We start from the raw sequence: 25,098 nt of genomic DNA on the forward strand, positions 1-25,098 counted from the left end.
ATTACGTTAGTTCTGTCCCTTTCACTTTAGCGGAACTAGCTATTGAAATCAAGTGATCGTCACTGGCATAGCAAAAAGCCGCTTCTCTGGATGAAAAGCGGCAATCTGGATTATAAAGAAGCTTTCAAAATCGCTAGAATATCATCACGGTTAAGTTTCATAAAGTTTCCAAAACCACCGTATTCCATTTCTTTTGCTGCAATGTCGGCAATTTTGTCCAGCTGATCCTCACCAATGTCATAATCAGCTAAACGGCTTGGTGCACCAAGGCTAGTCCAGAAAGCTGACAGTTTGTCGATTCCTTCTAATGCGATGTCACGATCTGATTTTCCTTCTGTTTCGATGTCAAACATGTTCAGCATAAGGTTTTTAAAGCGTTCCACATTATGATCGAGCGTGTGGCGCATCCAGTTTGGGAAGAGAATAGCAAGCCCACCTGCATGCGGAATGTCATAGACAGCCGATACAGCATGCTCAATCGTATGGGACGCCCAGTCGCCAAAGTAACCCATTTGCAGCGTGCCATTTAAAGCAATCGTTCCTGCATAGAGAATCGTTTCACGATGCTCATAGTTTTGTAAGTCTTCCAGCAGTTTTGGTGCTGTCTCGATGACCGTTTGAAGAACAGCAAAACACATCCGGTCCTGTAAAGGCGTGTTTTTCACATTATGGAAGTATTGCTCAAAAACGTGGCTCATCATATCGACCATACCATACACCGTCTGGTTTTCTGGCACAGAATACGTATGCTCAGGGTCTAGAATTGAAAAAGCAGGGTGAGTGACAGAGCTGCCCCACACATATTTTTCATTCGTTTCCCAGTTTGTGATGACTGAATCCGGGTTCATTTCTGAACCAGTTGCTGCAAGTGTCAGCACTGTGCCAAACGGCAGCGCTTTTTGAGCGGTTGTTTTCTTTGAAATAATATCCCACACATCACCGTCATACTCTGCTCCGGCTGCTATCGCTTTTGTACAGTCGATCACACTGCCGCCGCCAACGGCTAATAAGAAATCAATGTTCTCCTTTTGGCAGATATCAATTCCCTTTTTCACTGTTGTGAGGCGCGGGTTTGGTTCAACGCCAGACAGCTCAAATACTTCAGCATCTGCTTCTTTTAACGCACTGATGACTTTGTCATAAAGACCATTTTTCTTAATGCTGCCGCCACCATATACAAGTAACACTCGTTTTCCATAACGAGCGAGTTCGCTTTTGAGTCCTTCTAACTGTCCTTTTCCAAACATCAATTTTGTTGGATTATAGTAAATAAAATTCTCCATCTGTTGAAACATCTCCTTACAACGAATATATCCAAAAACATGAAAGACTACTGTAACATATGTACACGATGAACTCAAAAAAAGATAACTGCCCGCAAGCAGCTATCCCTTTGTTGTTCAATTATAAAGAAGCGTTCAAAATGGCTAAAACATCTTCTTTGTTCAGCTTTTTAAATTGACCAAATTCACCGCGTGCCATTGCACGGTCTGCAATTAAATCAATTTTCTCATCGTTGATGTCATAATCCGCCAAACGGCTTGGTGCACCAAGACTTGTCCAGAAAGCTGACAGCTTGTCGATTCCTTCTAAGCCAACTTCTTCGTCTGTTTTGCCCGCAGGATCTACATCGAATACACGCACCGCTAATTGTTTAAAACGGCCTGGGTTTTCTTGAATCACATGTTTCATCCAGTTCGGGAACAAGATCGCAAGACCGCCTGCATGAGGAATATCATAGACAGCAGATACTGCATGCTCAATGTTATGAGATGCCCAGTCACCACGTGCCCCCATTGAAAGCATGCCATTAAGTGCAATTGTGCCAGTGAATAAAATCGTTTCACGCAGCTCGTAGTTCTCTAGATCGTTGATCAACTTCGGTGCCGTTTCAATGACAGTGCGAAGAAGTCCTTCACACATACGATCTTGATAAGGTGTATTTTCTGTGTGATGGAAATATTGTTCGAACACATGTGACATCATGTCAACCATGCCATAAATCGTATGGTTTTTAGGCACAGTGAATGTGTTAACTGGATCAAGAATAGAGAATTTCGGGAAAACTGCTGGACTTCCCCAGCCATACTTCTCATTTGTTTCCCAGTTTGTGATAACTGATCCTGAGTTCATTTCAGAGCCTGTTGCCGCAAGTGTTAACACTGTACCGAACGGAATAGCTTCCATTGGGACGTGTTTGCGTGTCACGATATCCCAAGCATCTCCATCGTACTTCGCACCAGCTGCGATTGCTTTTGTGGCATCAATGACACTGCCGCCGCCAACTGCCAAAATAAAATCAATGTTGTTCTCTTTGCAAAGCTCTACCCCTTTTCTTACTGTTGTTAAGCGCGGGTTAGGCTCTACACCAGCAAGTTCAGTGATTGCAGCTCCTGATTCTTTTAGGATGCTGACAACTTGGTCATAAAGGCCGTTTCGTTTAATACTGCCTCCACCATATACAAGTAATACGTTTTTTCCGTAGTGTTTGAGTTCATCTGAAAGGGCTGATACTTCTCCCTTTCCAAAAATTAATTTCGTTGGGTTCCAATAAGTAAATCGATCCATGTGATCTCCTCCTCGCGCTACATTATGCGCCTCATTCATTCCAAAAGTAAAGTAATTTGCTTTCATCCATTTTCTTACGCATAGTTTGGCTAAAAATCTGCAAAATATAAATGTATTGATGCTGTAGCGAAAGGAGGAATCACGATGAGTGCTATTCAGCGTATTGCCCTCGTGCTCACGATTATCGGTGCTATTAACTGGGGACTAATCGGCTTTTTTCAATTTGACTTAGTAGCAGCGATCTTTGGCGGACAAGGTTCTGCATTATCACGTATTATTTATGGTCTTGTTGGAATTGCAGGTCTTGTCAACCTTGGTCTGTTGTTCAAACCAAGCGAAGAAGCTGTTCGCCGTGACGAGCCGAACCCAGAAGTTCGTTAAATAAAAGGACATAAAAAAGGCTGCCTACATGAGGCAGCCTCAGCGTGTAGACAAACCCTCGCATTCTTTGTCAGGTCTGCGCGCTGGTGCTCACGAATTCTAAATTCGCTCCAGTGCCCGCCATTCCTAGACTTCAAAGGTTTTCTATCACGCTGAAAAAAAAGACAAAGGGCTAAAATCAAGATCATTTTAGCCCTTTGTCTACAATCTAAGGCACCGTTTGAAGCGGTGCTTTTTTATTATTTCTTGATAAGGTCTTTACGGTTTGATTGCTCAATCCACTCTTCAAGTTTATCTTTAAGCGTATTGAAACCTTGTGGTGCAGCAGCTTCTTCTTTCACTTGCTGTGGTCTTTGTTTCTTTGGTTTGCTTTCTTTTCTTTCAGGTGCTTCTTGTGTCGCACGGATAGAAAGGCTGATTTTACCTGCATTTTCATCAACAGAAAGAACTTTTACTTGTACTTCGTCACCAATTGAAAGGTGCTCGTTGATGTCTTTTACAAAGCCATGTGTTACTTCAGAAATATGCACAAGTCCTTGAGTTTCTTCATCTAATGCAACAAACGCACCATACGCTTGTAATCCTGTTACTTTACCAGTGTAAACACTGCCTACTTCAAACTTTGTCGCCATGATAACAACTCCTAAATAAATGTTTTAATATTCGTTTATACGCAATTAAAAACTATATCACAGAACGGGCAGTTACGCAAAATATTTTTTAAATGGGTTTAGATGAGAACAAAAGGGGGAATACCTGAAAACAAGAATGCTTTCTAGTATTCCCCCCTAATTTGTGAGGCATGAGTCCATTTGGATTGATGCCTTTTTTTATTTTAATATGGCTGATGCTTCTTCCTTCACTTGTCGAGCCTGCAAAAAGCGCTGAATTCTTGAAAGTGATTCCTGAAGATGATCAAGTGACGAAGCATATGAACAGCGGATATGACCCTCACCGCTCGGTCCGAATACATTCCCAGGAACAACAGCGACTTTTTCACTTAGGAGCAGCTCCTCAGCAAATTGTTCTGATGTCATGCCTGTGCTTTTAATCGATGGGAACGCGTAAAACGCTCCGTTTGGCTGATGGCATGTGAGTCCTAGTTCATTCAGGGACCCGACAAACAAATTACGGCGTCTTCTGTAGCTTTTCTTCATTTTCTCTACATCTTCAAGCCCATTTTTTAATGCTTCTTCTGCCGCATATTGTGCCATCGCCGGTGCGCACATCATAGAATATTGATGTATTTTCAGCATGGCATCCCGCAGTACAGGTGGTGCGGCCACATATCCTAAACGCCAGCCCGTCATGGCAAACCCTTTGGAAAAGCCTGAAATCAAGATCGTTCTTTCCTTCATATCTTGAATAGCTGCGACGCTTGTAAAAGCTTCATCGTACGTCAGCTCTGCATAAATCTCATCCGTAATAATAAGCAGGTCATGCTCTTTCGCAAATTGAGCAATATCTTCAAGCTCTTCCTTTGAATAAACAGACCCAGTCGGATTTGATGGCGAGCAAAGCAAAATAGCTTTTGTCTTCGGCGTCAGCTTTGTGCGAAGATCAGCAGAATCTGCTTTGAAATCTTTTTCAGCGGTTGTACTTAAATAGACAGGCACTCCGCCTGCTAGTGTCGTAAGTGCCCCGTATGCTACGAAACAAGGCTCTGGAATGATTACTTCATCCCCGCTGTTTAAAATCGCACGAAAGGCCAAATCAAGTGCCTGGCTTCCGCCAACTGTGATAATGAGTTCTTCTTCGGGACTGTAATCAATGTGAAACCGCTTATATAAATAGTGGCTCAATTCTTTTCGCAAAGAAATTAAACCTGCATTCGCCGTATAAGAGGTCAGCCCTTGTTCTAATGACATAATACTTGCCTCTCTGACATTCCAAGCTGTCACGAAATCCGGCTCGCCGACACCAAGGGAGATAACCCCTTCCATTGTGGCTGCCAAATCAAAAAATTTCCGAATACCTGACGGCTGAATGCTTTGTACCGTTTCAGATAAATAAGACTTTTTCATTTAAGGAGACACCACGATTCTTTTGTCATCGTCTCCTGTTTCAAACACTTTCCCATCATGTTTATATCTTTTCAAAATAAAGTGGGTAGTTGTTGAAACAACGGAATCAAGTGTCGATAATTTTTCAGATACGAAGCGGGCAATATCAGACATTGATCTTCCGCGGATCACAACGGAAAGATCGTAAACACCTGACATGAGATAGACAGACTCCACTTCCTGAAACCGATAAATCCGTTCAGCAATTTCATCAAATCCGACGCCTCTTTTTGGTGTCACTTTTACATCAATCATTGCTGTAACGCCTTCATGACCATCCACTTTTCGCCAGTCAATCATGGTTGAATAATCAATAATAACTTTTTGATCTTCAAGTTTTTGAATGATGGCTTCGGCTTCTTCTGTTGTCACGCCTGCCATTTTTGCAATTGTATTTAAATCGGCGCGGCTGTTTTCATCTAAAATCTCTAATATTTCAGTTTCTTTTTCTGTTAGTTTCATTTGATTTTACACCTCAGATTATAAAAGCTAGTTTTAAAAAATCTTCTGAACATTATAGCACGTTTTTCCCATTATGCTAAGCAGGGAAAAGATTCTAATGATAGCTTAAAATCCACTTTTTAGGGTACAATACAGTCACCTAACAGAGAGAGTATCAAGTATCGGAGTGAAGAATGTGGACATTGTTCAGCCAGCTTATATGAAAAGTGCATTCGGTTTAGATATCTATTACGAGCACTATCCAAATGAAGGCAAGAAGACATTGATCTTAATTCACGGTCTCTTCTCTTCTACCTTCAGCTATCGAAAGCTCATCCCGCTTCTGAAACAGGACTTCAATTTAATTGCGATTGATCTGCCGCCATTTGGACAGTCCGAGAAGTCGAATACGTTTATTTACAGCTATCGCAACATGGGGAAAATTATTATAGAGCTAGCTGGTTATTTACAGATTCAGCATGCAATTCTAGTGGGCCATTCAATGGGCGGACAAATCGCCTTATACGCTGCTACTGAACGGCCGGATCTATTTGAAAAGGCGGTTCTATTGTGCAGCTCAGGCTATTTGAATAAGTCAAAAAGATCACTTGTTTACAGCACATATATTCCTTATTTTTATCTGTATCTAAAAAGAAAGCTTTTAAAGCAGGGCATTATGAAAAATTTAACGGCTGTTGTGCATGATCATTCCATCATTGATCAAGAGATGGTCGACGGATATTTAAAGCCATTTTCAGATGATCAAATCTTTCGGGGGATCTTTCGTTTGATTCGGCACCGGGAAGGAGATTTAACCTCGGACGTTTTAAAGAAAATGGAAACACCCGTGCTGCTCATTTGGGGCGAGGAAGATCGAATCGTTCCCATTCAAATAGGCGAAAGACTGCACAAAGATCTGCCAAATTCGACCTTACATGCATTAAAAAAAACCGGGCACCTCATTCCTGAGGAAAATCCGGTCTTTGTGTCTGATCAAATCGGACATTTCAGCCTGTCTTAGCGTGAACAGGAGCTGCTGTCTCGTATGACAAAAAGCTGATTTGCTATATGCTGACAGCTCTCTATCGGAAGAAGCTGTTCAAATGAGTGATGGTAGATGGCTTGAATCTCTTTTGCTAAAGATAACGGGTCTTCTGCGTCGTATAATGCACTGATGACGTCAGCAGGCTCCGTTTCATAAAAATCCTCTCCATAATGAAAAGGGTCCCATGCCTTAATGAATTGAATCATCTCTTCTACAGCTTGACTATCTTTCATCGGTATCACCGCTTATAATAAATTTTGTGATGTTTATTTTAGCACAACCAAGAATGGTTGAAAAACAGCTAGAGGTGGGTTTCATGAATTTCGACGAACAGATCATACGTAAAGGTTCAAAATCAGTGAAATGGGATCAGGCAGAGTCTTTGTTCCTGACAACAGATGCCCTTCCGATGTGGGTGGCCGATATGGATTTTAAAGCACCGCAGGTCGTCCTTGATGCATTGAAAGAGCGATTAGATCACGGTGTATTTGGCTATGCATTTCAGGATCAGGATACGCAGCAGGCAGTCGCTGGCTGGCTCAAAAGAAGACATGGATGGACAATCCAGACAGATGCCGTCACCTTCACACCAGGAATCGTAACGGCACTTAGTTTTGCTGTTCAAGCCTTTACAGCACCGCACGACGAAGTAGTTATACAGTCACCAGTGTATACACCTTTTTATCAAATGATTGAGCGAAATGGACGTACAGTCTCAACCAATCCTTTAAAAATAGAAAACAACCGCTATATGATGGATTTTGATGATTTAGAGAAAAAACTGAGCAGACCACAAGCAAAGCTCATGTTCCTTTGCCATCCGCATAATCCGTCCGGAAGAGCATGGTCAAAAGAGGAATTAAAGCGAGTCGGAGACCTATGTGTAAAACATGGAGTCACAGTCGTTTCAGATGAGATTCACTCGGATTTGATGCTTTACGGGAAGCAGCATGTGCCCTTCGCCAGCCTTTCTGACGACATTGCACATATCACGGTAACGTGTATTGCGCCGAGTAAAACCTTTAATCTAGCGGGGCTCCAGGCCTCTGCTATTATCATTTCAGATGAAGAAAAAAGAACCCTTTTCAATAATGAAGTGCAAAGAAACGGACTGTCCAAACTGAATGCCTTTGCGATTCCAGCGATGGAAGCAGCATACCGCCACGGGGATGAGTGGCTTGATGCCCTTGTTCTTTATCTCGAAGGCAATATGAAGACGGCGATGGACTATATCGACGAAAATCTTCCAAATATGCGTTATATGAAACCAGATGCTTCTTATTTATTGTGGCTGTACATTCGGGATTATCAATTCAGTCAAGCGGAATTGAAACAGAATCTGCTGAAAAAAGGGAAAGTGATCCTAGAGCTTGGCCACGTGTACGGACACGAAGGAGACGGCTTTATTCGGATGAATCTCGGCTGTCCTGCTGCAACAGTCAAAGAAGGACTGAAACGTCTCCACCAAGCGTTCACGCTATCAGCTGAATAAGACCTATACGATAGAAAGAACATCCTAACGGGTTTTCTCAGCGTGTAGACAATCCCTCGCATTCTTTGTCAGTCCTGCGTGCTGGTGCTCACGAATGTCAAATTCGCTCTGCAAAAGTAACTGTCCTTCCTAGACTTCAAAGGTTTTCTATCACGCTGAAAAGAAGACAAAGGGCTAAAATCAAGATCATTTTAGCCCTTTGTCAACAATCTGAGAACATCCTAACGGGTGTTCTTTTTAAAGAAAAAAACCCTCCTTTTATCATATCTACTTTGTACATGAAATGATATAATGAGAGGAATTACAATTATTTACGAGGAGAGCATTTAAATGGAAATGTTCAAGGATTTTCTGCTCCATGTATCTTTTATTCTATTTCCAATCTTTTTATATCATGCGCTATGGTTAAGCCGGACCCCTGCTCATTTCCCAAAAACGAATAAACTGCTCATCACAGTATTCGCATCCATCTCTTCAGCACTATGTATTATGTATCCAGTTGGTTCGATTTTAGATTTGCAGACTGGGCTTCAATCCATTCCCCTTGTACTTGCTATTTTATACGGAGGATATATGGCGGGGATCGTTGCCATCTTGATAAGCATCATTGTCAAATTCGTGATGTACGGCTCTTTCTTATGGATTGGACTTATCGTTGTCCCAATTTACTTTTTTATCCCATTCCTGTTCTACCGAAAATGGCATCAATATTCGAAGCCAAATAAGCTGTTTTACGGAGTGCTTATCGGTTTATCCAAAGGATTCTTTATTTACATTGGACTTTTTGTGGTCAGCTTAATGGCATACAGCCCAGCTTTTATTATGCAGCAAAAGCTCCTTGAGTTATTTTTCTCAACTCTTTACTACATATTCTTTCTTGTGCTCAGTATCTATTCCATTGAATTCGTTAAGGAAAATGCGGAAATGAGATCACAGCTTGTCCAGTCAGAAAAACTGACCATTGTAAGTGAACTTGCTGCAAGCGTTGCCCATGAAGTACGCAATCCGCTGACAGTTGTGAGAGGCTTTATTCAATTGCTCTTTTCGAGTGATCATACAAAAGAGCCACCTGCCAATAAAGATTATAAAAATCTCGTTCTGTCCGAGTTAGACCGGGCGCAGGACATTATCACGAGCTATCTTGACATTGCAAAACAAAACTATTATCAAATTGAATCTCTTAATCTCTCTAAATTACTTGAGGAATGTGCATCACTGATGACATCCTATGCGAATTTTAAATCGGTCACGATTCATCAATCCATTGAACCTGACTTATACATTCAAGGTGACGTAACGAAGATCAAGCAAGTCATGATTAATTTAATCAAAAATGCAATTGAAGCAGCTCCTGAACATGAAGGGAAAATTGAACTTTTTGCTTCAAAAGAAAATCATAAAATCTGCCTTTATTTCGTTGATAACGGTGTAGGTATGACAGAAAGTCAGATGAAAAAACTCGGCGAACCCTATTACACACTTAAAAATAAAGGAACTGGACTTGGGCTGACAGTGACTTTTTCAATTATTGAAAATCACCATGGAACGATTCGTTTCAAAAGCTCGCTGCAGTCTGGAACAACCGTCACCGTGAAATTTCCTGAAGATACAAGAAGAAAATGATTAATCCATTTTTTTTGTTCTTTTTTCTTCTATCCGCTCCTGCTTCTTAGACGCACGAACGATGAGACGAAAACAAATAAACGCAGCAATAAAGAAAATCACCGTGGTGATAGCCGCTGGGATGTACTCCCTTTTATCTTCAGGAAAATATAGTAGAAAAAGTACGATGAATGACATCTCGCCATTCCCCCTTTTGCTCGTTTACTTCACTATATTGGCTAAAAGAAATGAAATACCTTCCTTTGAGAAGGAAATGGAGGAATTTCACATGACAGACATTCAAATTGGACAAGTTGTGAAAGGTTTTTATAAAACAGGTGTATACGTTGGGGAAGTGACAGCAGTGAAACCATCGACCTATCTCGTTCAAGTAAAAGCCGTTCTGACACATCCCACTCAAGGCGACCTGCATCATCCGAAAGAAGCAGACGTGCCTTTTTTCCAAGAGAGGCGGGCTTTGGCCTATAGAGAACAGACAAATATCCCTCATCATATGGTGAAGCCTTATGATGGCGATATCCCTGATTATGAAGAGTCACTGAAAGAAGCTGTAGATAAATTGAAACAAGCACTCCGTGCGGATGATTCCAAATGGGCTGAAAAATCAAGAGCATGCCTATCTTCTCTTGAGAAAGATTATTTTCCAGAAGACGGCCGCTAATCAGCCGAATCAAAAAAATGTGAGAAATCGATCAGCTCACCAATTTTGGTTGTTTGCGGATTTTCCACATAGGCTCTGTCTTTTTCAAAAAGGGTGAACAGCTGATAAGTCGTCATGGCATCATCGAGTGCTTTATGATGCTTACCAGCTCCTTCACTGCCGTATTCCTTTGCTGCTTTTCGAAGCCCTGTCAGTGTGCGGTCACCAAAAAAGGTTTTATATTCAAAGGCCAGGTCCCTCAGCTTCCCCTTAAAAGGAAAGGCAATGTGATTGAGCATACAATTTTGCTTCAATACCTTCATGTCCATGTTGCCCCACGTAATAATTTCACAATTCTCTCCCCCATCAAGTGACACGAGCTTCTCGATAAATTCCTCAAATGAAATTCCGCTCTCTACATCCTCCTGCGTAATTCCGAGGAAAGATTTACAGCGCTTCGTCAGCTTCGGGAACTTTTTCGGTTTGACGTAGCTAGAGAATGTGTCTATGATCGTTTCATCTGCTGCTTTCACTACCCCAGCTTCAATAATTTCAGGAAAAAAATTTTGCGGATGATATTTTCCATCAGGCATCGTAAATTCAAAATCGACCACAAGCACCGTCTTCTGTTCCACCAGTTTCACCTCACTTTTTCGTCAGCTTTTCATTCTCATACCATTATATTAAGACGGACCTTGAAATCACTTCATTTTTGTGAAAATAATGCAGATTCACTATGCCCAACCTATTCATCTGATGAAAGATCGTTTATTTTCCTTTATAATTATTAAGGAACACGAAATAAATAAAGAAGGTGGTCTCTATCACAAACAGGAAGAAAAACTTGTACATCATGTGGTTTGTGAACTTTTTTGTATCTGCGAGCATTACAATGATCGTCCCTTTTTTATCACTTTACATAGAATCTCTTGATAGCAGCTATTCAAATGAATTTGTTCAAAGATGGAGCGGCTATGTCTTTGGGGTCACGTTTTTAACAGCCTTCCTGATTTCTCCGATTTGGGGGCGGATTGGCGACCGGCATGGCTATAAAAAGATTTTATTAATTAACGGTATTGGCATCGCCACAAGTATTCTATTAATGGGGCTTGTAAACACCGTGTATCAGCTATTCGCATTAAGGCTCTTCATGGGGCTTGTCACAGGCTTTATCTCGACTTCAATGGCACTGATTTCTGCACAAACCGAAAAGGCAACTGCCGGTAAAACCCTTGGAACGATGCAGATGAGTAATGTTGCCGGAGGATTGTTTGGTCCATTAATGGGTGGATTCATGGCAGACAGCGTCGGATTTATTTATACGTTTTTCCTGACAGCGGCTGTCATTTATGTGTCAGCTATTGTGATTATCTTCGGAGTGAAAGAACAGCCGATCCGATCAAAAGAAGCAAAGCGTGTTTCTTACTCACGGAAGGATGTACTCTTTCACATTTTCAAGCAGCCTTTACTTGTGGTCACGATGCTTTTAACGTTTATTACACAAGTAGGGAACTTTAGCATTCAGCCGCTTTTGGCTTTATACATTCATGATTTACATGGTCCTGTCAATCTCGCTTTTTATGCGGGGCTTGCTTTTTCTGCAACTGGACTTGGCAATTTGCTGTTTACGCGAAAATGGGGAGATCTCGGAGATCGAATTGGTCATGACAAGGTGCTGCTTGCCCTTCTCATCCTCTCCTCTATTTTATTCATCCCGCAAGCGATGGCGGATTCGTACGTCATGTTAGTCATTTTCCGTTTCCTATACGGGATGGCACTTGGCGGAATTATTCCGTGTACGACGGCGTATATCCGGATTAAAGCACCTGCTTCTATGCAAGGAGAAGTGCTCGGATACAATGTCAGCTTCCGCTTTCTTGGGAATGTTGTCGGTCCGGTAATCGGCGGCATAGTGGCGAGTCATTACGGGATTCCAGCTGTCTTTTATGTCACTGCCGGCATTTTTCTGTTTGGCGCGTTATTTTTATGGGCGGTCCGCTCGCATGCGAAAACAAAGGAAAGGAGTGTCTGATCATCTTCAGATACTCTTTTTTCTTGCGGAAAAGCCTGATTCACTAGACTTCACGCCCTTTCTTTTCTAAAAATAACCTTCTCGTATCCGCAAAAGAATGGTACGATATGGCTAGAAAATTGAAGAAAGTGAGTGACCTCATGTTTCGTGCAATCATTGGTTGGTTATTACTTGCTGCCCTCATCCCATTATTTGCTCTGACTTTTTATCTATCAAAGGAAGAAGCTGCAAGTGTAAAGCCTGTTAACGAAGTGCTTGATCAAAAAATCAAGCTGGAAAAGATAGATTTTTCCCAAAACAGTTATATGTATGACCGGGATGGTTCTCTTATCTCCGAGATCGTCTCAAACGATGAGAACCGAGTGTTCGTGAAATACGATAACATTCCTGAACCTGTGAAGGAGCTGTTCCTTCGTTCAGAGGACCGCAACTTCTATGACCATAAGGGAATTGACTTTATGGGAGTTGTTCGTGCCCTTGCTGCAAATGTCAAAAACCATGGCATCAGCCAAGGAGCGAGTACGATCACACAGCAGCTGTCCCGCAACTTATATTTAAGCCATGAACGTTCGTTCAGCCGAAAGTTTACGGAGCTGCTCTATTCCTATGAACTTGAGCGGAAATTCTCGAAGGATGAAATTCTCGAAAGCTATTTAAATACGATTTATTTCAGTAATGGTGTTTACGGTGTCGGTTCTGCGGCTAATTACTATTTTGACAAGCCGCTTAGTTCTTTAACACTTGCCCAAATGGCATTTATCTCTGCAATTCCAAACAACCCAACACTGTATGACCCATTAAAACAGTTCAAGCACACAAAGAAACGCCAAGAACGACTGCTTGGTATTTTGAAGAAAGATGGCGTCATCACCAAAAAACAATACAAAAAAGCTGTCAAAGAAAAAATCAGCCTTTCTTTAAGTGAAAAGAAAAACCTATACCCTGACTATGTGACATATGCCAATGAAGAGTTTACCGATCTTGTGTCTGATCAGGAGGGCTTTACAAAACGATTGAAAAAAGCCAAAACAGCTGAAGCGAAAAAGGCGATTCAAAAGGAATTATCTGAAAAGGTCAGTGCCCTGCTCCAGGATGGTGTGAAAATTTATACGGCGCTTGATCCTTCCTTACAGCAAAGAGCCGTCTATCAGCTCAATGCTCAATTGCCTTACCAAGGTGTGGAAGGCGGATCAGCCGTCATTAATCATGAAACGCATCAAATTGTTGCACTTGCTGGCGGAAAAAACTATAAGAAATTTGATTTTAACTACGCTTATCAAGCGCAAAGACAGCCTGGTTCTGCGATTAAGCCGCTTTTAGACTATGCGCCTTATATTGATCAAACCGGTGCAACGGCTTCAAGCACCATCAGTGCCGGCAAGTTTTGCAGCAGTGGATACTGTCCGCAGAACTATAATCATAAAACGTATGGAACAGTCACACTTGAAACAGCCTTTAAAAATTCTTACAATACCCCTGCGATCCGAATGCTGGATACAGTAGGTGTCAAAAAAGGCTTCAGCTATTTAGAGAAGTTCTCATTCCAGCATATCGTAGCGGATGATTACCGCCTTCCTTCTGCACTTGGCGGATTTACGAAAGGCTTCTCACCGCTAGAAATAACAGATGCATATACCGTCTTTGGCAACCAAGGAGCCTACACACAAAGTCATTCGATCACAAAAGTGACAGACTTAAACGGTAAGACCCTTTACAAGTGGAAAGAGTCGCCAAAGCAAGTATATTCTCAGCGTACAAATGAAACGATGCGTAAGCTGCTTACCTCTGTTGTGAAGAGTGGGACAGGGAAAAAAGCGAATTTCAACGCCCCTTACATCGGTGGGAAAACAGGGACATCCAATGACTACAAAGATATTTGGTTTGTGGGACTGACAGATCAGTACACAATGGGTGTATGGGTTGGAAGAGATAGAGGAACGGTGGAATCGATTTATCATTCAAGCCCGCACTTACGTATTTGGAAAAATACGATGCAATACGCCAGATAAACAGGAGGTTTGATTGCGATGCATTCAACACATCCACCCCATTTAATCTTATTTGACGGTGTCTGCAACGTGTGCAGCGGCGCTGTTCAATTTGTGATTAAGCGCGATCCGAATGAACGGATGATGTTCGCTTCCTTACAATCAGATACAGGACAGCGTATTTTAAAGGAAAACGGTTTGCCTTTAGATGAGTTCAATTCATTCATTTATATCGAAAAAGGGACCCTTTATACGAAATCAACAGGCATCTTAAAAGCCGCGCGGCATTTAAAAGGGATATACAGATGGAGCTTTTTACTCCTTGCCATACCTCGCCCAATCCGTGATTGGTTTTATCAGTTGATAGCAAAAAATCGCTACAAATGGTTTGGTCAAAAAACATCTTGTATGATGCCTACACCCGATATTCAAAAACGGTTTCTTTCATAAAAAAAAGCATCCTCCATCATCGGAGGATGCTCAGATTGTTGAAAAAGAGCTAAAATGATCTTTATTTTAGCTCTTTTTCTTCTTTTCAGCGTGACCTGAAAACCTTTGCAGTCTAGGAAGGACGAGCACCGAAGCGGAGCGAATTTAACATTCGTGAGCATCGGCGCGCAGAACTGACAACGAATGCAAGGGTTTGTCTAAACGCTGAAAGCATCCTCCATCATCGGAGGATGCTTTCTTTGTCTGCTTATGAAGGCAGACTTGCCATCACACTGTTATAAAGCTTAATAAATAAGTACAAAATACCGATCAAAAACGTCGCCCAAAACAGCAGAATAAACATCATAAATCCAATCAAATTCAGCATAGAAAGCGATTGATAAATGCGAACCACAACCCAGATAAAATAGACAAGACTTGCTAATGCAAAAAGTCCGACTAGCAGAATGAGCTGCTGCGTCAACAGAAATGCAAGCAAGCTGGCAAATAAATAAACAACGGATGCAATCCGAATTTTCTTTAAGTTCTCCCCTTCAGGGTCCTTAGCGAAAAAGAGCAACGCCAGCTCTAATACCGTATCTGCAATCAGTTTTAAAGCAGATAAGATCATAAAATAAACAAGTGCAAAAGCAGCAAAGAGAGCAAGACGGATGCCCTGTTCTGAGAAAAATTCCAGCATTCCTTTTAAAATACCTGCTTGAGTCAAGAAATCAGTTGTGATACCTACTGTGAAAATCGAAAAAGCAGAGCTGAATAGTAAAATTGAAATCAGCGGAAAATATCCAGTCAAATATGTATTTTTCATAAATAGTTCCTTTCTCATAAGCTCACATTTATTATGGCTCACTTAAAACGGATTGACAAGATGCTTTCAAAGTAAACTGACAGCAAAATCAAATTTATGATTTTGCACGTACATTCCTTCACAAACTTACATTTTCCCGTTAAAGTATTACTGTTACGAAAAAATCGTGCGTTAGGGGTATACTCGTGAAAAAAACTTTAAGACTGCAAACACGACTGACGATCTTTGTGTGCATCGTTGTCCTGATCTCCCTTTGTATCACATTCTTTACGATATGGTCGGAAACAGCCAAGAACATTCATCAGCAGGAGCGTGACATTGCTCTCTCTACTGCCAAAATGGTCGCAGAGGCACCGATTACAGCACAATCATTAGAAGATCATTCATATTCCGCATTACGAAAATATACAACAAGTGTTCAGCAAATCACCAAAACCGAATTCGTTGTCGTCATGGATATGAACGGTATCCGCAAAACACACCCGAATCCGCAGAAAATTGGAAAGCGGTTTGCCGGCGGTGATGAAAAAGCAGCATTACAGGGAAAAGAACATATTAGTACGGCTTCTGGTACACTCGGCAGATCCATGCGTGCTTTTGTTCCTGTTTATGATCAAAATGGAAAGCAGCTTGGGGCTGTGGCCGTAGGGATTACGTTAAAGGAAATTGACTTGATTATTCATCAAAGCTTACTTCCACTCTACTTCGTCACATCACTCAGCCTTCTATCTGGCATCATCGGAGCACTCATTGTGGCAAGAAAAGTGAAGAAGATTATGTTTGGACTTGAGCCGGATGAGATCGCCACATTGTTAAAAGAACGAAGTGCCATGCTAGAATCAACAAAAGAAGGGATTCTGGCCGTCGATCAGCACGGTAAAATCAAACTGGCCAATGCAGAGGCTAAACGGCTCTTTCATAATATGGGCATTATGGTTGATCCTAGAGAACAAGATGTGCAAACTCTCCTCCCTTCAAGCGGCTTAAAACAGGTCATTGAAACACGCAAGCCGCTGCTTGATCGTGACGTGAGAATGAATGGACTGGAACTCGTCTTTAATGAAGTGCCCATTACGGTAAAAGGTGAAATTGTCGGAGCCATCGCCACCTTCCGTGACAAAACAGAAGTGAAACATCTGGCTGAGCAGCTTAGCGGGGTCAAAATGTATGCGAATGCGCTCCGTGCCCAGTCACATGAATTTATGAACAAGCTGCATGTCATTTTAGGATTGGTTCAGCTCAAAAACTACGATGACCTTGGCACCTATATCAAAGATATTGCGATCTATCAGCAAACGGAAACAAATGAAATCATCAACCATGTGAAAAACTCTGTTTTAGCAGGATTTTTACTAGGAAAACAAAGCTATATCAGAGAACAAGGCGCTGCCTTGGAGGTTATTTGCAGCACACAAGTGCCAAATACGGAGGACCCGGCAGTGACGCATGATCTCATTACCGTGATTGGCAACTTGTTAAATAACGCACTCGATGCTGTTTCACATACTGATACGAAAAACATCTCGATCTCCTTCAGATACGTCCATGAGCAGCTTCACATTGAAATCACGGACACAGGTGTTGGTCTCACGAAAGAAGAACAAGACATCATGTTTGATCAAGGCTTTTCAACTAAAGGAGAAGACCGAGGGTTCGGACTCTACTTCGTTGACCAAAGCATCAAGAAATTGAACGGACATATGATTGTCACGAGTGAAAAAGGAGAAGGAACGACCTTTAGTCTCCGCATTCCGTATAAACAAAAGGAGGATTCACATGATTAATGTGTTAATAGTAGAAGATGATCCAATGGTTGGGGAGCTGAACAAACGCTACCTGACCCAAATCGACGGCTTTGAGTTAAAGGGGATTGCCACCTCGTTTCAGCAGGCACTTGAAGTGTTAAAAACAGAAATCATTCACCTCGTACTGCTCGATATTTATATGCCTGGACAAAATGGACTGGCATTACTAACAGAAATTCGCCAGCAAAATCATGCCGTTGATGTCATTGTCATTTCGGCTGCAAATGAAGTCGATGTTGTACAGCAAACGATGCGAAACGGGGCAGTTGATTATTTAATTAAGCCGTTTGAGTTCGAACGATTCCAATCAGCACTGGCAGAGTATAAACGGAAACACGCCCTGTATCAATCCATGAACAGCATTTCGCAAAATGATTTAGATGCGAAGCTTTTTCATAAAAAAGCAGAGGCGGAAAAAGTCCTCCTGCCAAAAGGACTGACCAAAAGCACACTTAAACTCATCTGGACAAGCATTCAATCATTTGGCCAGCAGGCTTTCACAACCGAAGACCTAGCCAATCATACAGAAATCTCTCAAGTCTCCATTAGAAAATACTTGAAATTCCTTGAGGATATCGAAGTGGTGGATGTTGAAATGGCATATGGGACAATAGGACGTCCTGTTTTCCAATATAAACTGAACACGAGCAATATGAATTTGATTCAGCAATATCTTTAAAATACTACATCTGACCTTTCACAAAGGCCAGATGTTTTTTTATGGCATACGATGTAACAAACCCCTTGATATCAGTGGTTCTGCTGTAGCGGAGCACATCACAAAAGCGGCATTATATCATATTTCAGCAGATAAAAAGACATCAAATAAAGCCATTTAACATTTTTTTAAAAATAAAACAAATTTCTATTTATTTATTCGATCGGAAATGATAAATTATGATTGATTAGTTCAACGAGATATAAGTCTGATGTCTTACATCTTCTCTCCTGCCCTCCATAAGTTTCATGAGAAAGCAGGATAAAATACCCTCTTCAGAAGGGTGAGAAGAGATAGATCGGTCTTTTTTCGCGAGACTTTTCTGAAACTTTTAAATTTTATAGGGGGTTATGTTTTGAAGAAGCGCAAAATTGGACTAGCATTGTCCTTAGTCGTAGCAGCAGGAACCATCCTTGGAGCATGCGGCAACTCTGGCTCAAACAGCGGTGAAAGCAAAAAAGATAAAGATCAATTCACTGTTGCAATGGTAACTGATGTCGGTGGTGTCGATGACAAATCGTTTAACCAATCAGCTTGGGAAGGTTTACAAGCATTTGGGAAAGACAACAATCTAAAAAAAGGTAAAAACGGCTTTGATTACTTACAATCTAAATCAGATGCTGACTATACAACAAACTTAAACACACTTGCTCGTGAGAAATTCGACTTGATTTACGGAATTGGTTTCTTAATGGAAGATGCTATTTCTGAAATTGCGGATCAACGTAAGAAAAACCACTTTGCGATCGTTGATGCAGTCGTGAAAAAAGACAACGTAGCCAGCATTGTATTTAACGAAAACGAAGGATCATTCCTTGTGGGTGTTGCGGCTGCTCTTTCTACAAAATCAAACAAAATTGGATTCGTAGGCGGCGTTGATTCTGAATTAGTCAGAAAATTCGAAGTTGGCTTCCGCGCAGGTGTTGAAGCAGCTAACCCGAAAGCAAAAGTTGAAGTGAAATATGCCGGTGCATTCGATAAGGCTGACATCGGGAAAGCAACAGCTGAAAGCATGTACAAATCTGGCGTCGACATCATCTATCATGCTGCTGGCGGCACTGGAACTGGTGTCTTCACAGAAGCGAAAAACCTGAAAAAAGCAGATCCTAACCGTAAAGTTTGGGTTATCGGTGTAGATAAAGACCAGTATGACGAAGGAAAAGTACCTGGAACAAAACAAAGTGTTACCCTTACTTCTATGGTTAAGAAAGTAGACACAGCGGTACAAGACTTAACAACGAAAGCAAAAGAAGGTAAGTTCCCTGGCGGCGAAGTGATCACATACGGTCTGAAAGAAGGCGCTCTTGACATCTCTCCATCTAAGGAAAACCTTGATAAAGATGTATTAAAGAAAGTTGAAGAATGGAAACAAAAAATCATCAAGGGTGAAGTGAAAATCCCTGCAACACGTGATGAACTAAAAGATTTTAAAGCTTAATTTGAGCAGCGGGATAAGCGCGCCTTATCCCCTGCCTCTCCTTTACCTCCTCTTTTTCGTAAAAGGTGGTAAAAGAAAAGCTGCAGCCTCGTTTTGCAGCTTTTCTTTTGCTAGTTTTTATCTTCATCAGCACCCTAAAAAAGGAGCGGTTAAACCTGTGGATTATGTCATTGAAATGTTGAATATACGCAAAGAATTCCCTGGCATTGTAGCAAACGACAACATTACGCTGCAGCTAAAAAAGGGCGAAATTCATGCGCTGCTTGGTGAAAACGGCGCTGGAAAATCAACGCTCATGAACGTGCTTTTCGGACTGTACCAGCCTGAAAAAGGTGAAATCAAGGTACACGGAAAACCTGTGACCATCTCTAGTCCAAATGATGCTAGTGATTTAGGCATCGGAATGGTGCATCAGCACTTTATGCTTGTCGATACCTTCACTGTCGCTGAAAACATCATTTTAGGTAAAGAGCCCAAGAAGTTTGGAAAGATTGACAAAGAACAAGCCATACAGCAAGTACAAGAGCTTTCTGACCGCTATGGTTTGAAAATAGATCCTGCCGCAAAAGTATCTGACATCTCTGTCGGCATGCAGCAGCGTGCAGAAATCTTAAAAACACTTTACCGCGGCGCTGACATTTTGATCTTTGACGAACCAACGGCCGTTTTAACACCTCAAGAAATCAAAGAACTCATACAAATTATGAAAAACTTAATTAATGAAGGCAAATCCATTATTTTAATCACCCATAAGCTGAAAGAAATTATGGATGCCTGTCATCGCGTGACCATTATCCGAAAAGGCCAAGGCATTCGTACACTTGATGTGGAAAGCACAAATAAAGACGAACTTGCAAGCCTCATGGTTGGCCGTGAAGTGTCATTTAAAACAGATAAAAAAGCTGCTTCTCCAGCTGAGGAAGTTCTTCAAATTCAAGACCTCACAGTAAAAGACGCCAGAGGAATTGAAGCGGTCAAACAGTTGAACCTCTCAGTGAAGGCTGGCGAAATTGTCGGAATTGCTGGGGTAGATGGCAATGGCCAGTCTGAATTAATTGAAGCCATTACCGGTCTAAAGAAATCAGAATCTGGCACAATCATGCTAAACGGGAAAGCCATTCAAAATCTCCCGCCTCGTAAAGTGACCGAATCTGGGATTGGACATATTCCTCAGGATCGTCATAAACATGGACTTGTACTCGATTTTTCAATTGGAGAAAACATTTCCTTACAAACGTATTATCAGCGTCCTTATTCAAAATTCGGCTTATTGAATATGAAAAATATTTATCAAAAAGCAAAACGAATCATTGCGGAATATGACGTCAGAACACCGAGTGAATATACAGAAGCGCGCGCTCTGTCAGGCGGTAACCAGCAAAAAGCCATTATCGGCCGTGAAGTTGACCGCAATCCTGATTTATTAATTGCCGCTCAGCCGACACGAGGACTTGATGTTGGTGCGATTGAATTTGTTCATAAACGTCTAATCGAGCAAAGAGACGCAGGCAAAGCTGTTTTGCTCATCTCCTTTGAGCTTGATGAAATTATCAATGTCAGTGATAAGATCGCTGTTATTTTCGAAGGCAGCATTGTCGCCATTGTTGATCCAAAAGAAACAACAGAGCAAGAGCTTGGTCTATTAATGGCTGGAAGTACGCAACAGGAAGTGGGGAAAGAAGCAAATGTCTAATCGCTTAACAAATCTGCTGATTCCGCTTATAGCCATTGTACTTGGTCTTTTGGTTGGGGCCATTATTATGCTGGCAAGCGGTTATAGTGTCATCGAAGGCTATAGCGCCCTTTGGAATGGCGTTTTCGGTGAAACCTATTATATGGGAGAAACCATCAGGCAAGTGACACCTTATATATTATCAGGTCTTGCTGTTGCCTTTGCATTTCGGACAGGCCTGTTTAATATCGGTGTAGAAGGTCAAATGCTTGTTGGCTGGGTAGCTGCTGTATGGATTGGAACAACTGTCCATGCACCTATGTATATTCATCTGCCGCTTGCACTCATCACCGCTGCTGCTGCAGGTGCTTTATGGGGCTTTATTCCTGGTTTTTTAAAAGCTCGTTTTTATGTGCATGAGGTCATCGTTACTATCATGATGAACTACATTGCCCTTCATGTCACAAACTATTTAATCTCAAATGTCTTAACAGATAATAAAGATAAAACAGATAAAATCGATGCCACTGCCTCGCTCCGCTCTGGATTTTTTGAGCAGATCACTGATTTTTCCCGAATGCATAACGGTATTTTTGTTGCCATTATTGCTGCGGTCGTGATGTGGATCATTATTCAAAAAACGTCTAAAGGGTTTGAATTACGAGCAGTTGGAATGAACCAGCAGGCATCACAGTATGCTGGCATGAACGTTCGCCGCAATATCATTTATGCGATGCTTATTTCAGGTGCTTTTGCAGGTCTTGCAGGCGCTATGGAAGGTCTTGGTACATTTGAATATGCCTCTATTAAAGGCTCATTTACAGGCGTAGGTTTTGATGGAATTGCCGTCGCTTTATTAGGTGGAAATACGGCTGTTGGTGTTGTCCTTGCTGCATTATTGCTTGGTGGATTGAAGGTCGGTGCATTAAATATGCCGCTTGAATCAGGCGTACCGACTGAGGTTGTTGATATTGTCATTGCGATCATCATTCTTTTCGTCGCCTCAAGCTATATTATCCGTCTTGTGATTCAACAAATGAAGAAAAAGGGGGGAAAATAAGTGGGATTTCTGCAAATACTTGAAATCATCGTCCCAGCTACACTTGTTTATGCTGCACCACTTATTTTAACCGCTCTTGGAGGCGTCTTTTCAGAAAGATCAGGTGTTGTCAATATCGGTCTTGAAGGGTTGATGGTCGTCGGAGCATTTTCCAGTATTATCTTTAACTTATTTTTTGCTGATACGTTTGGAGCCTTGACCCCGTGGCTTGGGCTTCTCGTCGGAATGGCCGTTGGCGGATTGTTCTCACTGATTCATGCAGTGGCGACCATTACCTTCCGAGCTGATCAAACGGTCAGTGGTGTGGCGATTAACATGCTGGCACTTGGCGCTACATTGTTTGTCGTCAAACTGATTTATGGGAAAGCACAAACTGATAAAATTACAGAGCCTTTCTATAAAGGAGATATCCCCCTTTTAAGTGACATTCCGATCATTGGTGATATTTTCTTTAAAGATGTTTATTATACGTCTATACTCGCCTTAGCTCTTGCGGTTGTTGCTTGGTTTGTTTTATTTAAAATGCCGTTTGGTCTTCGTCTTCGTGCAGTCGGAGAGCATCCAATGGCAGCTGATACAATGGGTATCAAAGTGTATCGGATGCGTTACATCGCTGTTTTCATTAGTGGACTGTTTGGCGGTCTTGGCGGAGCTGTTTATGCCTCAACGATCGCGCTTGATTTCTCACATGCCACCATTACTGGACAAGGCTTCATCGCACTAGCTGCGCTTGTATTCGGTAAATGGCATCCATTTGGCGCAATGGGCGCTGCTTTATTCTTTGGATTTGCTCAAAGTTTAAGCATCATTGGCTCTCTCCTGCCGCTGTTCCAAGATATACCGAATGTGTATATGCTCATAGCACCATATGTGCTCACCATTTTAGCACTTACTGGCTTCATTGGACGTGCCGATGCACCTAAAGCACTTGGTACACCTTATTTAAAAGGAAAACGATAAATACGATGTATGATCAATCCCCTGAAGGACAAACTACCTTCAGGGGATTTTTGTATGATAAAAAACTCAAAAACTCCTGTTTATTTTACTTTTATTACACTTATTTTAGTTTAATAAATAGATGAGTGTCACAGAATCTTCTACAATTGAGACAAATAGCATTTGGGGGTGTTTATGTGGCTAATGCACAACAATTGAAATCGATTACAGACGATTCTGACAATAATAAAAGCGTTTTCCGTAAGATCATGTCTTGGAAAATTGGTGTTATTGATCTACCTGTGTATTTAGTACTTGCAGCGATTATTTTAACTGCCGCTTATTTTAATAAAATTCCAGCAAATATGCTTGGTGGTTTCGCTGTTATTATGATTTTGGGGATTTTCCTTGGAGATGTAGGACAACGTATTCCAATCTTAAAAGATATTGGTGGACCGGCGATTCTTTCTTTATTCGTACCATCGTTCCTGGTCTTTTTTAATGTTCTAAATCCGAACTCATTGGAAGCGGTTACGTCTCTGATGAAAACGTCGAACTTCCTTTACTTCTATATTTCTGCTCTTGTAGTAGGAAGTATTCTTGGCATGCAGCGAACTGTTTTAGTACAAGGCCTTATTCGTATGTTTGTCCCTCTAGTTGCAGGTACAATTGCAGCTGTGAGTGCTGGTATCCTTGTTGGCCTTTTAGTTGGTTACACACCGCATCATTCATTCTTCTTTATTATTGTACCGATTATTGCCGGTGGTGTTGGAGAAGGAATTTTGCCATTATCTATCGCTTATTCACAAATTCTTGATGTATCAGCAGAGTCATTAATTTCTCAATTAATTCCTGCGGCTGTCATTGGGAACGTCATTGCCATTATCTGTGCTGGCGCAATGAAGAAGCTTGGTGAGAAACGTCCTGAACTGAATGGGAATGGCCGTCTTGTGAAATCTAAAGAAGCAAACGAAATTTTCGAACAGCCAGATATGGATGCAAAAGTTGATTTCGGGTTAATGGGTGCTGGTGTACTCGTTGCTTGTACAACCTTTATCTTTGGTGGTTTGTTAGAAAGCTTTGTTCATATTCCAGGTCCAATCTTAATGATTGTTCTTGCTGCTTTAATCAAATACTTAAACGTGATGCCTCAGCATCTTCAAAATGGCTCACAGCAGTTCTACAAGTTTGTATCAAGAAGTTTTACATGGCCGCTAATGGTTGGTCTTGGTATTCTATACATTCCACTTGATGATGTAGCAACTGTCATCTCAATTCCATTCGTATGCGTATGTATCGCTGTTGTACTCGCAATGGTTGGTTCTGGTTACTTCGTTGGAAAACTAATGAACATGTATCCAGTAGAATCTGCTATTGTCACTGGCTGTCACAGCGGACTTGGCGGTACTGGTGATGTTGCCATTCTTTCAGCTTCTGGAAGAATGGGTCTTATGCCTTTCGCACAAGTATCTACACGACTTGGCGGAGCAGCAACTGTTATCTGTGCAACGATCTTACTCAGAATGTTTAGTTAAACTACCACACATAAAAAGCATGAGCTCTCACATGGGCTCATGCTTTTTTATATTTCTTTTCTCCTATAGGATCTCTTATTCATCAGCTAATACAATTCGTAAATATTCCCTGGGCTGAAAAGGATACAGCTTCGTTTCTTGATAGCTCATGTGAAGAAGATGCTCAGAAAATAGCGGCCATTCACTTCCGGCCTGCCACCTTTTTTGATCATTTCGGTCAATCAAGAATGCTCCTCCTAAAATCGTGCAGAATAGGCTTAAGCTGATGGCGATCTTTCGTTTCATTTGATCAGCTCCTTTAAGAAAAGCATGTACGAAAAACAAAACAATATACAATGAGTGTCATTTTTGATAAAATTATTTTTGTGGTCAAAAGAACCTAAAACAAATACAGTTTGCTTGA

The 25,098-nt window shown here is 41.4% G+C and carries 25 protein-coding genes; 15 read left to right on the forward strand and 10 right to left on the reverse strand.

Translation table 11 applies throughout. The features are described from left to right. Positions 1 to 110 precede the first annotated feature (110 nt). Together H7F25_RS13215 and H7F25_RS13220 are read right to left on the reverse strand one after the other, a co-directional pair. Positions 111 to 1,283: an iron-containing alcohol dehydrogenase gene (locus H7F25_RS13215; protein ID WP_024423294.1), complete on the reverse strand. Its 1,173-nt coding sequence runs from the start codon at positions 1,281 to 1,283 to the stop codon at positions 111 to 113. 121 nt (positions 1,284 to 1,404) lie between these two features. Next, positions 1,405 to 2,568: an iron-containing alcohol dehydrogenase gene (locus H7F25_RS13220; protein ID WP_024423295.1), complete on the reverse strand. Its 1,164-nt coding sequence runs from the start codon at positions 2,566 to 2,568 to the stop codon at positions 1,405 to 1,407. A gap of 144 nt (positions 2,569 to 2,712) precedes the next feature. On the opposite strand from H7F25_RS13220, the gene H7F25_RS13225 reads away from it, so the two are divergent. Beyond that, positions 2,713 to 2,949 (forward strand): DUF378 domain-containing protein, encoded by a 237-nt coding sequence (locus H7F25_RS13225; RefSeq protein WP_003212952.1) that lies wholly within the window; start codon positions 2,713 to 2,715, stop codon positions 2,947 to 2,949. Positions 2,950 to 3,188: 239 nt separating this feature from the next. Here the strand turns inward: H7F25_RS13225 and yugI are convergent, their stop codons facing one another. From yugI to H7F25_RS13240, 3 genes are all read right to left on the reverse strand, one after another. Continuing rightward, a complete protein-coding gene (yugI, locus tag H7F25_RS13230) occupies positions 3,189 to 3,581 on the reverse strand; it encodes a S1 domain-containing post-transcriptional regulator GSP13 (RefSeq protein WP_008345795.1) in 393 nt (130 codons plus the stop codon). A 198-nt stretch (positions 3,582 to 3,779) separates the two neighbouring features. Beyond that, positions 3,780 to 4,973, reverse strand: coding sequence for an aminotransferase (locus H7F25_RS13235; RefSeq protein ID WP_024423296.1), 1,194 nt, complete (start codon positions 4,971 to 4,973; stop codon positions 3,780 to 3,782). Next, the gene (locus tag H7F25_RS13240; RefSeq protein WP_003213765.1) at positions 4,974 to 5,474 is read right to left on the reverse strand and encodes an Lrp/AsnC family transcriptional regulator; all 501 of its coding nucleotides are present in this window, start codon (positions 5,472 to 5,474) and stop codon (positions 4,974 to 4,976) included. It lies immediately after the preceding gene. A gap of 175 nt (positions 5,475 to 5,649) precedes the next feature. Here H7F25_RS13240 and H7F25_RS13245 point away from each other — a divergent pair, with 175 nt between their 5' ends. After that, positions 5,650 to 6,474, forward strand: coding sequence for an alpha/beta fold hydrolase (locus H7F25_RS13245; RefSeq protein WP_044332465.1), 825 nt, complete (start codon positions 5,650 to 5,652; stop codon positions 6,472 to 6,474). On the opposite strand, the gene H7F25_RS13250 is transcribed toward H7F25_RS13245, so the two are convergent. Next, positions 6,471 to 6,731, reverse strand: a complete 261-nt coding sequence (locus H7F25_RS13250) for a YugE family protein (protein ID WP_024423298.1) — start codon at positions 6,729 to 6,731, stop codon at positions 6,471 to 6,473. The genes H7F25_RS13245 and H7F25_RS13250 overlap by 4 nt on opposite strands. An 83-nt stretch (positions 6,732 to 6,814) precedes the next feature. Here H7F25_RS13250 and H7F25_RS13255 point away from each other — a divergent pair, with 83 nt between their 5' ends. Beyond that, positions 6,815 to 7,990 carry a MalY/PatB family protein gene (locus H7F25_RS13255; protein ID WP_185853804.1) on the forward strand — a complete coding sequence of 392 codons (1,176 nt, stop codon included), beginning with the start codon at positions 6,815 to 6,817 and terminating at the stop codon, positions 7,988 to 7,990. Positions 7,991 to 8,320: 330 nt separating this feature from the next. After that, positions 8,321 to 9,613: a sensor histidine kinase gene (locus H7F25_RS13260; RefSeq protein WP_024423299.1), complete on the forward strand. Its 1,293-nt coding sequence runs from the start codon at positions 8,321 to 8,323 to the stop codon at positions 9,611 to 9,613. On the opposite strand, the gene H7F25_RS13265 is transcribed toward H7F25_RS13260, so the two are convergent. Next, the gene (locus H7F25_RS13265) at positions 9,614 to 9,790 is read right to left on the reverse strand and encodes a hypothetical protein (protein WP_167364633.1); all 177 of its coding nucleotides are present in this window, start codon (positions 9,788 to 9,790) and stop codon (positions 9,614 to 9,616) included. Between the two features lie 91 nt (positions 9,791 to 9,881). Here H7F25_RS13265 and H7F25_RS13270 point away from each other — a divergent pair, with 91 nt between their 5' ends. Continuing rightward, entirely contained in the window at positions 9,882 to 10,274 is a 393-nt protein-coding gene (locus tag H7F25_RS13270; RefSeq protein WP_044332458.1) for a kinase-associated lipoprotein KapB, read from the forward strand. Here H7F25_RS13270 and kapD read toward each other — a convergent pair. Beyond that, entirely contained in the window at positions 10,271 to 10,888 is a 618-nt protein-coding gene (gene kapD, locus H7F25_RS13275) for a 3'-5' exonuclease KapD (protein ID WP_044332456.1), read from the reverse strand. The genes H7F25_RS13270 and kapD overlap by 4 nt on opposite strands. Positions 10,889 to 11,106: 218 nt before the next feature. Here kapD and H7F25_RS13280 point away from each other — a divergent pair, with 218 nt between their 5' ends. From H7F25_RS13280 to H7F25_RS13290, 3 genes are all read left to right on the forward strand, one after another. Further along, positions 11,107 to 12,285, forward strand: coding sequence for an MFS transporter (locus tag H7F25_RS13280; protein ID WP_024423302.1), 1,179 nt, complete (start codon positions 11,107 to 11,109; stop codon positions 12,283 to 12,285). Positions 12,286 to 12,392: 107 nt separating this feature from the next. Then, positions 12,393 to 14,294, forward strand: coding sequence for a transglycosylase domain-containing protein (locus H7F25_RS13285; protein ID WP_051170126.1), 1,902 nt, complete (start codon positions 12,393 to 12,395; stop codon positions 14,292 to 14,294). An 18-nt stretch (positions 14,295 to 14,312) separates the two neighbouring features. Beyond that, complete coding sequence (locus H7F25_RS13290) at positions 14,313 to 14,723, forward strand: thiol-disulfide oxidoreductase DCC family protein (protein ID WP_024423304.1); 411 nt, start codon at positions 14,313 to 14,315, stop codon at positions 14,721 to 14,723. 247 nt (positions 14,724 to 14,970) lie between these two features. On the opposite strand, the gene H7F25_RS13295 is transcribed toward H7F25_RS13290, so the two are convergent. After that, on the reverse strand, positions 14,971 to 15,528 hold the full coding sequence (locus H7F25_RS13295; RefSeq protein ID WP_024423305.1) for a YufK family protein: 558 nt from the start codon (positions 15,526 to 15,528) through the stop codon (positions 14,971 to 14,973). A gap of 185 nt (positions 15,529 to 15,713) precedes the next feature. On the opposite strand from H7F25_RS13295, the gene malK reads away from it, so the two are divergent. The 7 genes from malK to H7F25_RS13330 all read left to right on the forward strand — a co-directional run bounded on the left by malK (position 15,714) and on the right by H7F25_RS13330 (position 24,695). Further along, the gene (gene malK, locus H7F25_RS13300) at positions 15,714 to 17,312 is read left to right on the forward strand and encodes a malate sensor histidine kinase MalK (protein WP_024423306.1); all 1,599 of its coding nucleotides are present in this window, start codon (positions 15,714 to 15,716) and stop codon (positions 17,310 to 17,312) included. Next, a complete protein-coding gene (locus H7F25_RS13305; protein ID WP_111926645.1) occupies positions 17,305 to 18,012 on the forward strand; it encodes a response regulator in 708 nt (235 codons plus the stop codon). The genes malK and H7F25_RS13305 overlap by 8 nt, the downstream gene beginning before the upstream one ends. A gap of 394 nt (positions 18,013 to 18,406) precedes the next feature. Further along, complete coding sequence (locus tag H7F25_RS13310) at positions 18,407 to 19,489, forward strand: BMP family lipoprotein (protein WP_024425935.1); 1,083 nt, start codon at positions 18,407 to 18,409, stop codon at positions 19,487 to 19,489. Positions 19,490 to 19,646: 157 nt separating this feature from the next. Continuing rightward, the gene (locus tag H7F25_RS13315) at positions 19,647 to 21,182 is read left to right on the forward strand and encodes an ABC transporter ATP-binding protein (RefSeq protein ID WP_075621899.1); all 1,536 of its coding nucleotides are present in this window, start codon (positions 19,647 to 19,649) and stop codon (positions 21,180 to 21,182) included. Continuing rightward, positions 21,175 to 22,221 carry an ABC transporter permease gene (locus H7F25_RS13320; RefSeq protein WP_025094189.1) on the forward strand — a complete coding sequence of 349 codons (1,047 nt, stop codon included), beginning with the start codon at positions 21,175 to 21,177 and terminating at the stop codon, positions 22,219 to 22,221. The genes H7F25_RS13315 and H7F25_RS13320 overlap by 8 nt, the downstream gene beginning before the upstream one ends. After that, the gene (locus H7F25_RS13325) at positions 22,222 to 23,181 is read left to right on the forward strand and encodes an ABC transporter permease (RefSeq protein ID WP_024423311.1); all 960 of its coding nucleotides are present in this window, start codon (positions 22,222 to 22,224) and stop codon (positions 23,179 to 23,181) included. A gap of 176 nt (positions 23,182 to 23,357) precedes the next feature. Continuing rightward, on the forward strand, positions 23,358 to 24,695 hold the full coding sequence (locus H7F25_RS13330) for a 2-hydroxycarboxylate transporter family protein (protein ID WP_039181105.1): 1,338 nt from the start codon (positions 23,358 to 23,360) through the stop codon (positions 24,693 to 24,695). A gap of 75 nt (positions 24,696 to 24,770) precedes the next feature. On the opposite strand, the gene H7F25_RS13335 is transcribed toward H7F25_RS13330, so the two are convergent. Continuing rightward, positions 24,771 to 24,980, reverse strand: a complete 210-nt coding sequence (locus tag H7F25_RS13335) for a hypothetical protein (protein WP_024423313.1) — start codon at positions 24,978 to 24,980, stop codon at positions 24,771 to 24,773. Positions 24,981 to 25,098: the final 118 nt, after the last annotated feature.

The organism is Bacillus sp. PAMC28571, assembly GCF_014250435.1.
Taxonomy (GTDB): domain Bacteria; phylum Bacillota; class Bacilli; order Bacillales; family Bacillaceae; genus Bacillus; species Bacillus safensis.

Excerpts from the sequence above, each read along its gene's own strand:
- H7F25_RS13265 (WP_167364633.1), bottom strand. The coding sequence starts at position 9,790 with ATGTCATTCATCGTACTTTTTCTACTATATTTTCCTGAAGATAAAAGG.
- H7F25_RS13225 (WP_003212952.1), top strand. The coding sequence starts at position 2,713 with ATGAGTGCTATTCAGCGTATTGCCCTCGTGCTCACGATTATCGGTGCT.
- H7F25_RS13240 (WP_003213765.1), bottom strand. The coding sequence starts at position 5,474 with ATGAAACTAACAGAAAAAGAAACTGAAATATTAGAGATTTTAGATGAA.
- H7F25_RS13260 (WP_024423299.1), top strand. The coding sequence starts at position 8,321 with ATGGAAATGTTCAAGGATTTTCTGCTCCATGTATCTTTTATTCTATTT.
- H7F25_RS13270 (WP_044332458.1), top strand. The coding sequence starts at position 9,882 with ATGACAGACATTCAAATTGGACAAGTTGTGAAAGGTTTTTATAAAACA.
- H7F25_RS13235 (WP_024423296.1), bottom strand. The coding sequence starts at position 4,973 with ATGAAAAAGTCTTATTTATCTGAAACGGTACAAAGCATTCAGCCGTCA.
- H7F25_RS13285 (WP_051170126.1), top strand. The coding sequence starts at position 12,393 with ATGGCTAGAAAATTGAAGAAAGTGAGTGACCTCATGTTTCGTGCAATC.
- H7F25_RS13250 (WP_024423298.1), bottom strand. The coding sequence starts at position 6,731 with ATGAAAGATAGTCAAGCTGTAGAAGAGATGATTCAATTCATTAAGGCA.
- H7F25_RS13290 (WP_024423304.1), top strand. The coding sequence starts at position 14,313 with ATGCATTCAACACATCCACCCCATTTAATCTTATTTGACGGTGTCTGC.
- H7F25_RS13255 (WP_185853804.1), top strand. The coding sequence starts at position 6,815 with ATGAATTTCGACGAACAGATCATACGTAAAGGTTCAAAATCAGTGAAA.
- yugI (WP_008345795.1), bottom strand. The coding sequence starts at position 3,581 with ATGGCGACAAAGTTTGAAGTAGGCAGTGTTTACACTGGTAAAGTAACA.
- H7F25_RS13335 (WP_024423313.1), bottom strand. The coding sequence starts at position 24,980 with ATGAAACGAAAGATCGCCATCAGCTTAAGCCTATTCTGCACGATTTTA.
- H7F25_RS13220 (WP_024423295.1), bottom strand. The coding sequence starts at position 2,568 with ATGGATCGATTTACTTATTGGAACCCAACGAAATTAATTTTTGGAAAG.
- H7F25_RS13295 (WP_024423305.1), bottom strand. The coding sequence starts at position 15,528 with ATGAAAAATACATATTTGACTGGATATTTTCCGCTGATTTCAATTTTA.
- H7F25_RS13215 (WP_024423294.1), bottom strand. The coding sequence starts at position 1,283 with ATGGAGAATTTTATTTACTATAATCCAACAAAATTGATGTTTGGAAAA.
- H7F25_RS13280 (WP_024423302.1), top strand. The coding sequence starts at position 11,107 with ATGTGGTTTGTGAACTTTTTTGTATCTGCGAGCATTACAATGATCGTC.
- H7F25_RS13305 (WP_111926645.1), top strand. The coding sequence starts at position 17,305 with ATGATTAATGTGTTAATAGTAGAAGATGATCCAATGGTTGGGGAGCTG.
- H7F25_RS13320 (WP_025094189.1), top strand. The coding sequence starts at position 21,175 with ATGTCTAATCGCTTAACAAATCTGCTGATTCCGCTTATAGCCATTGTA.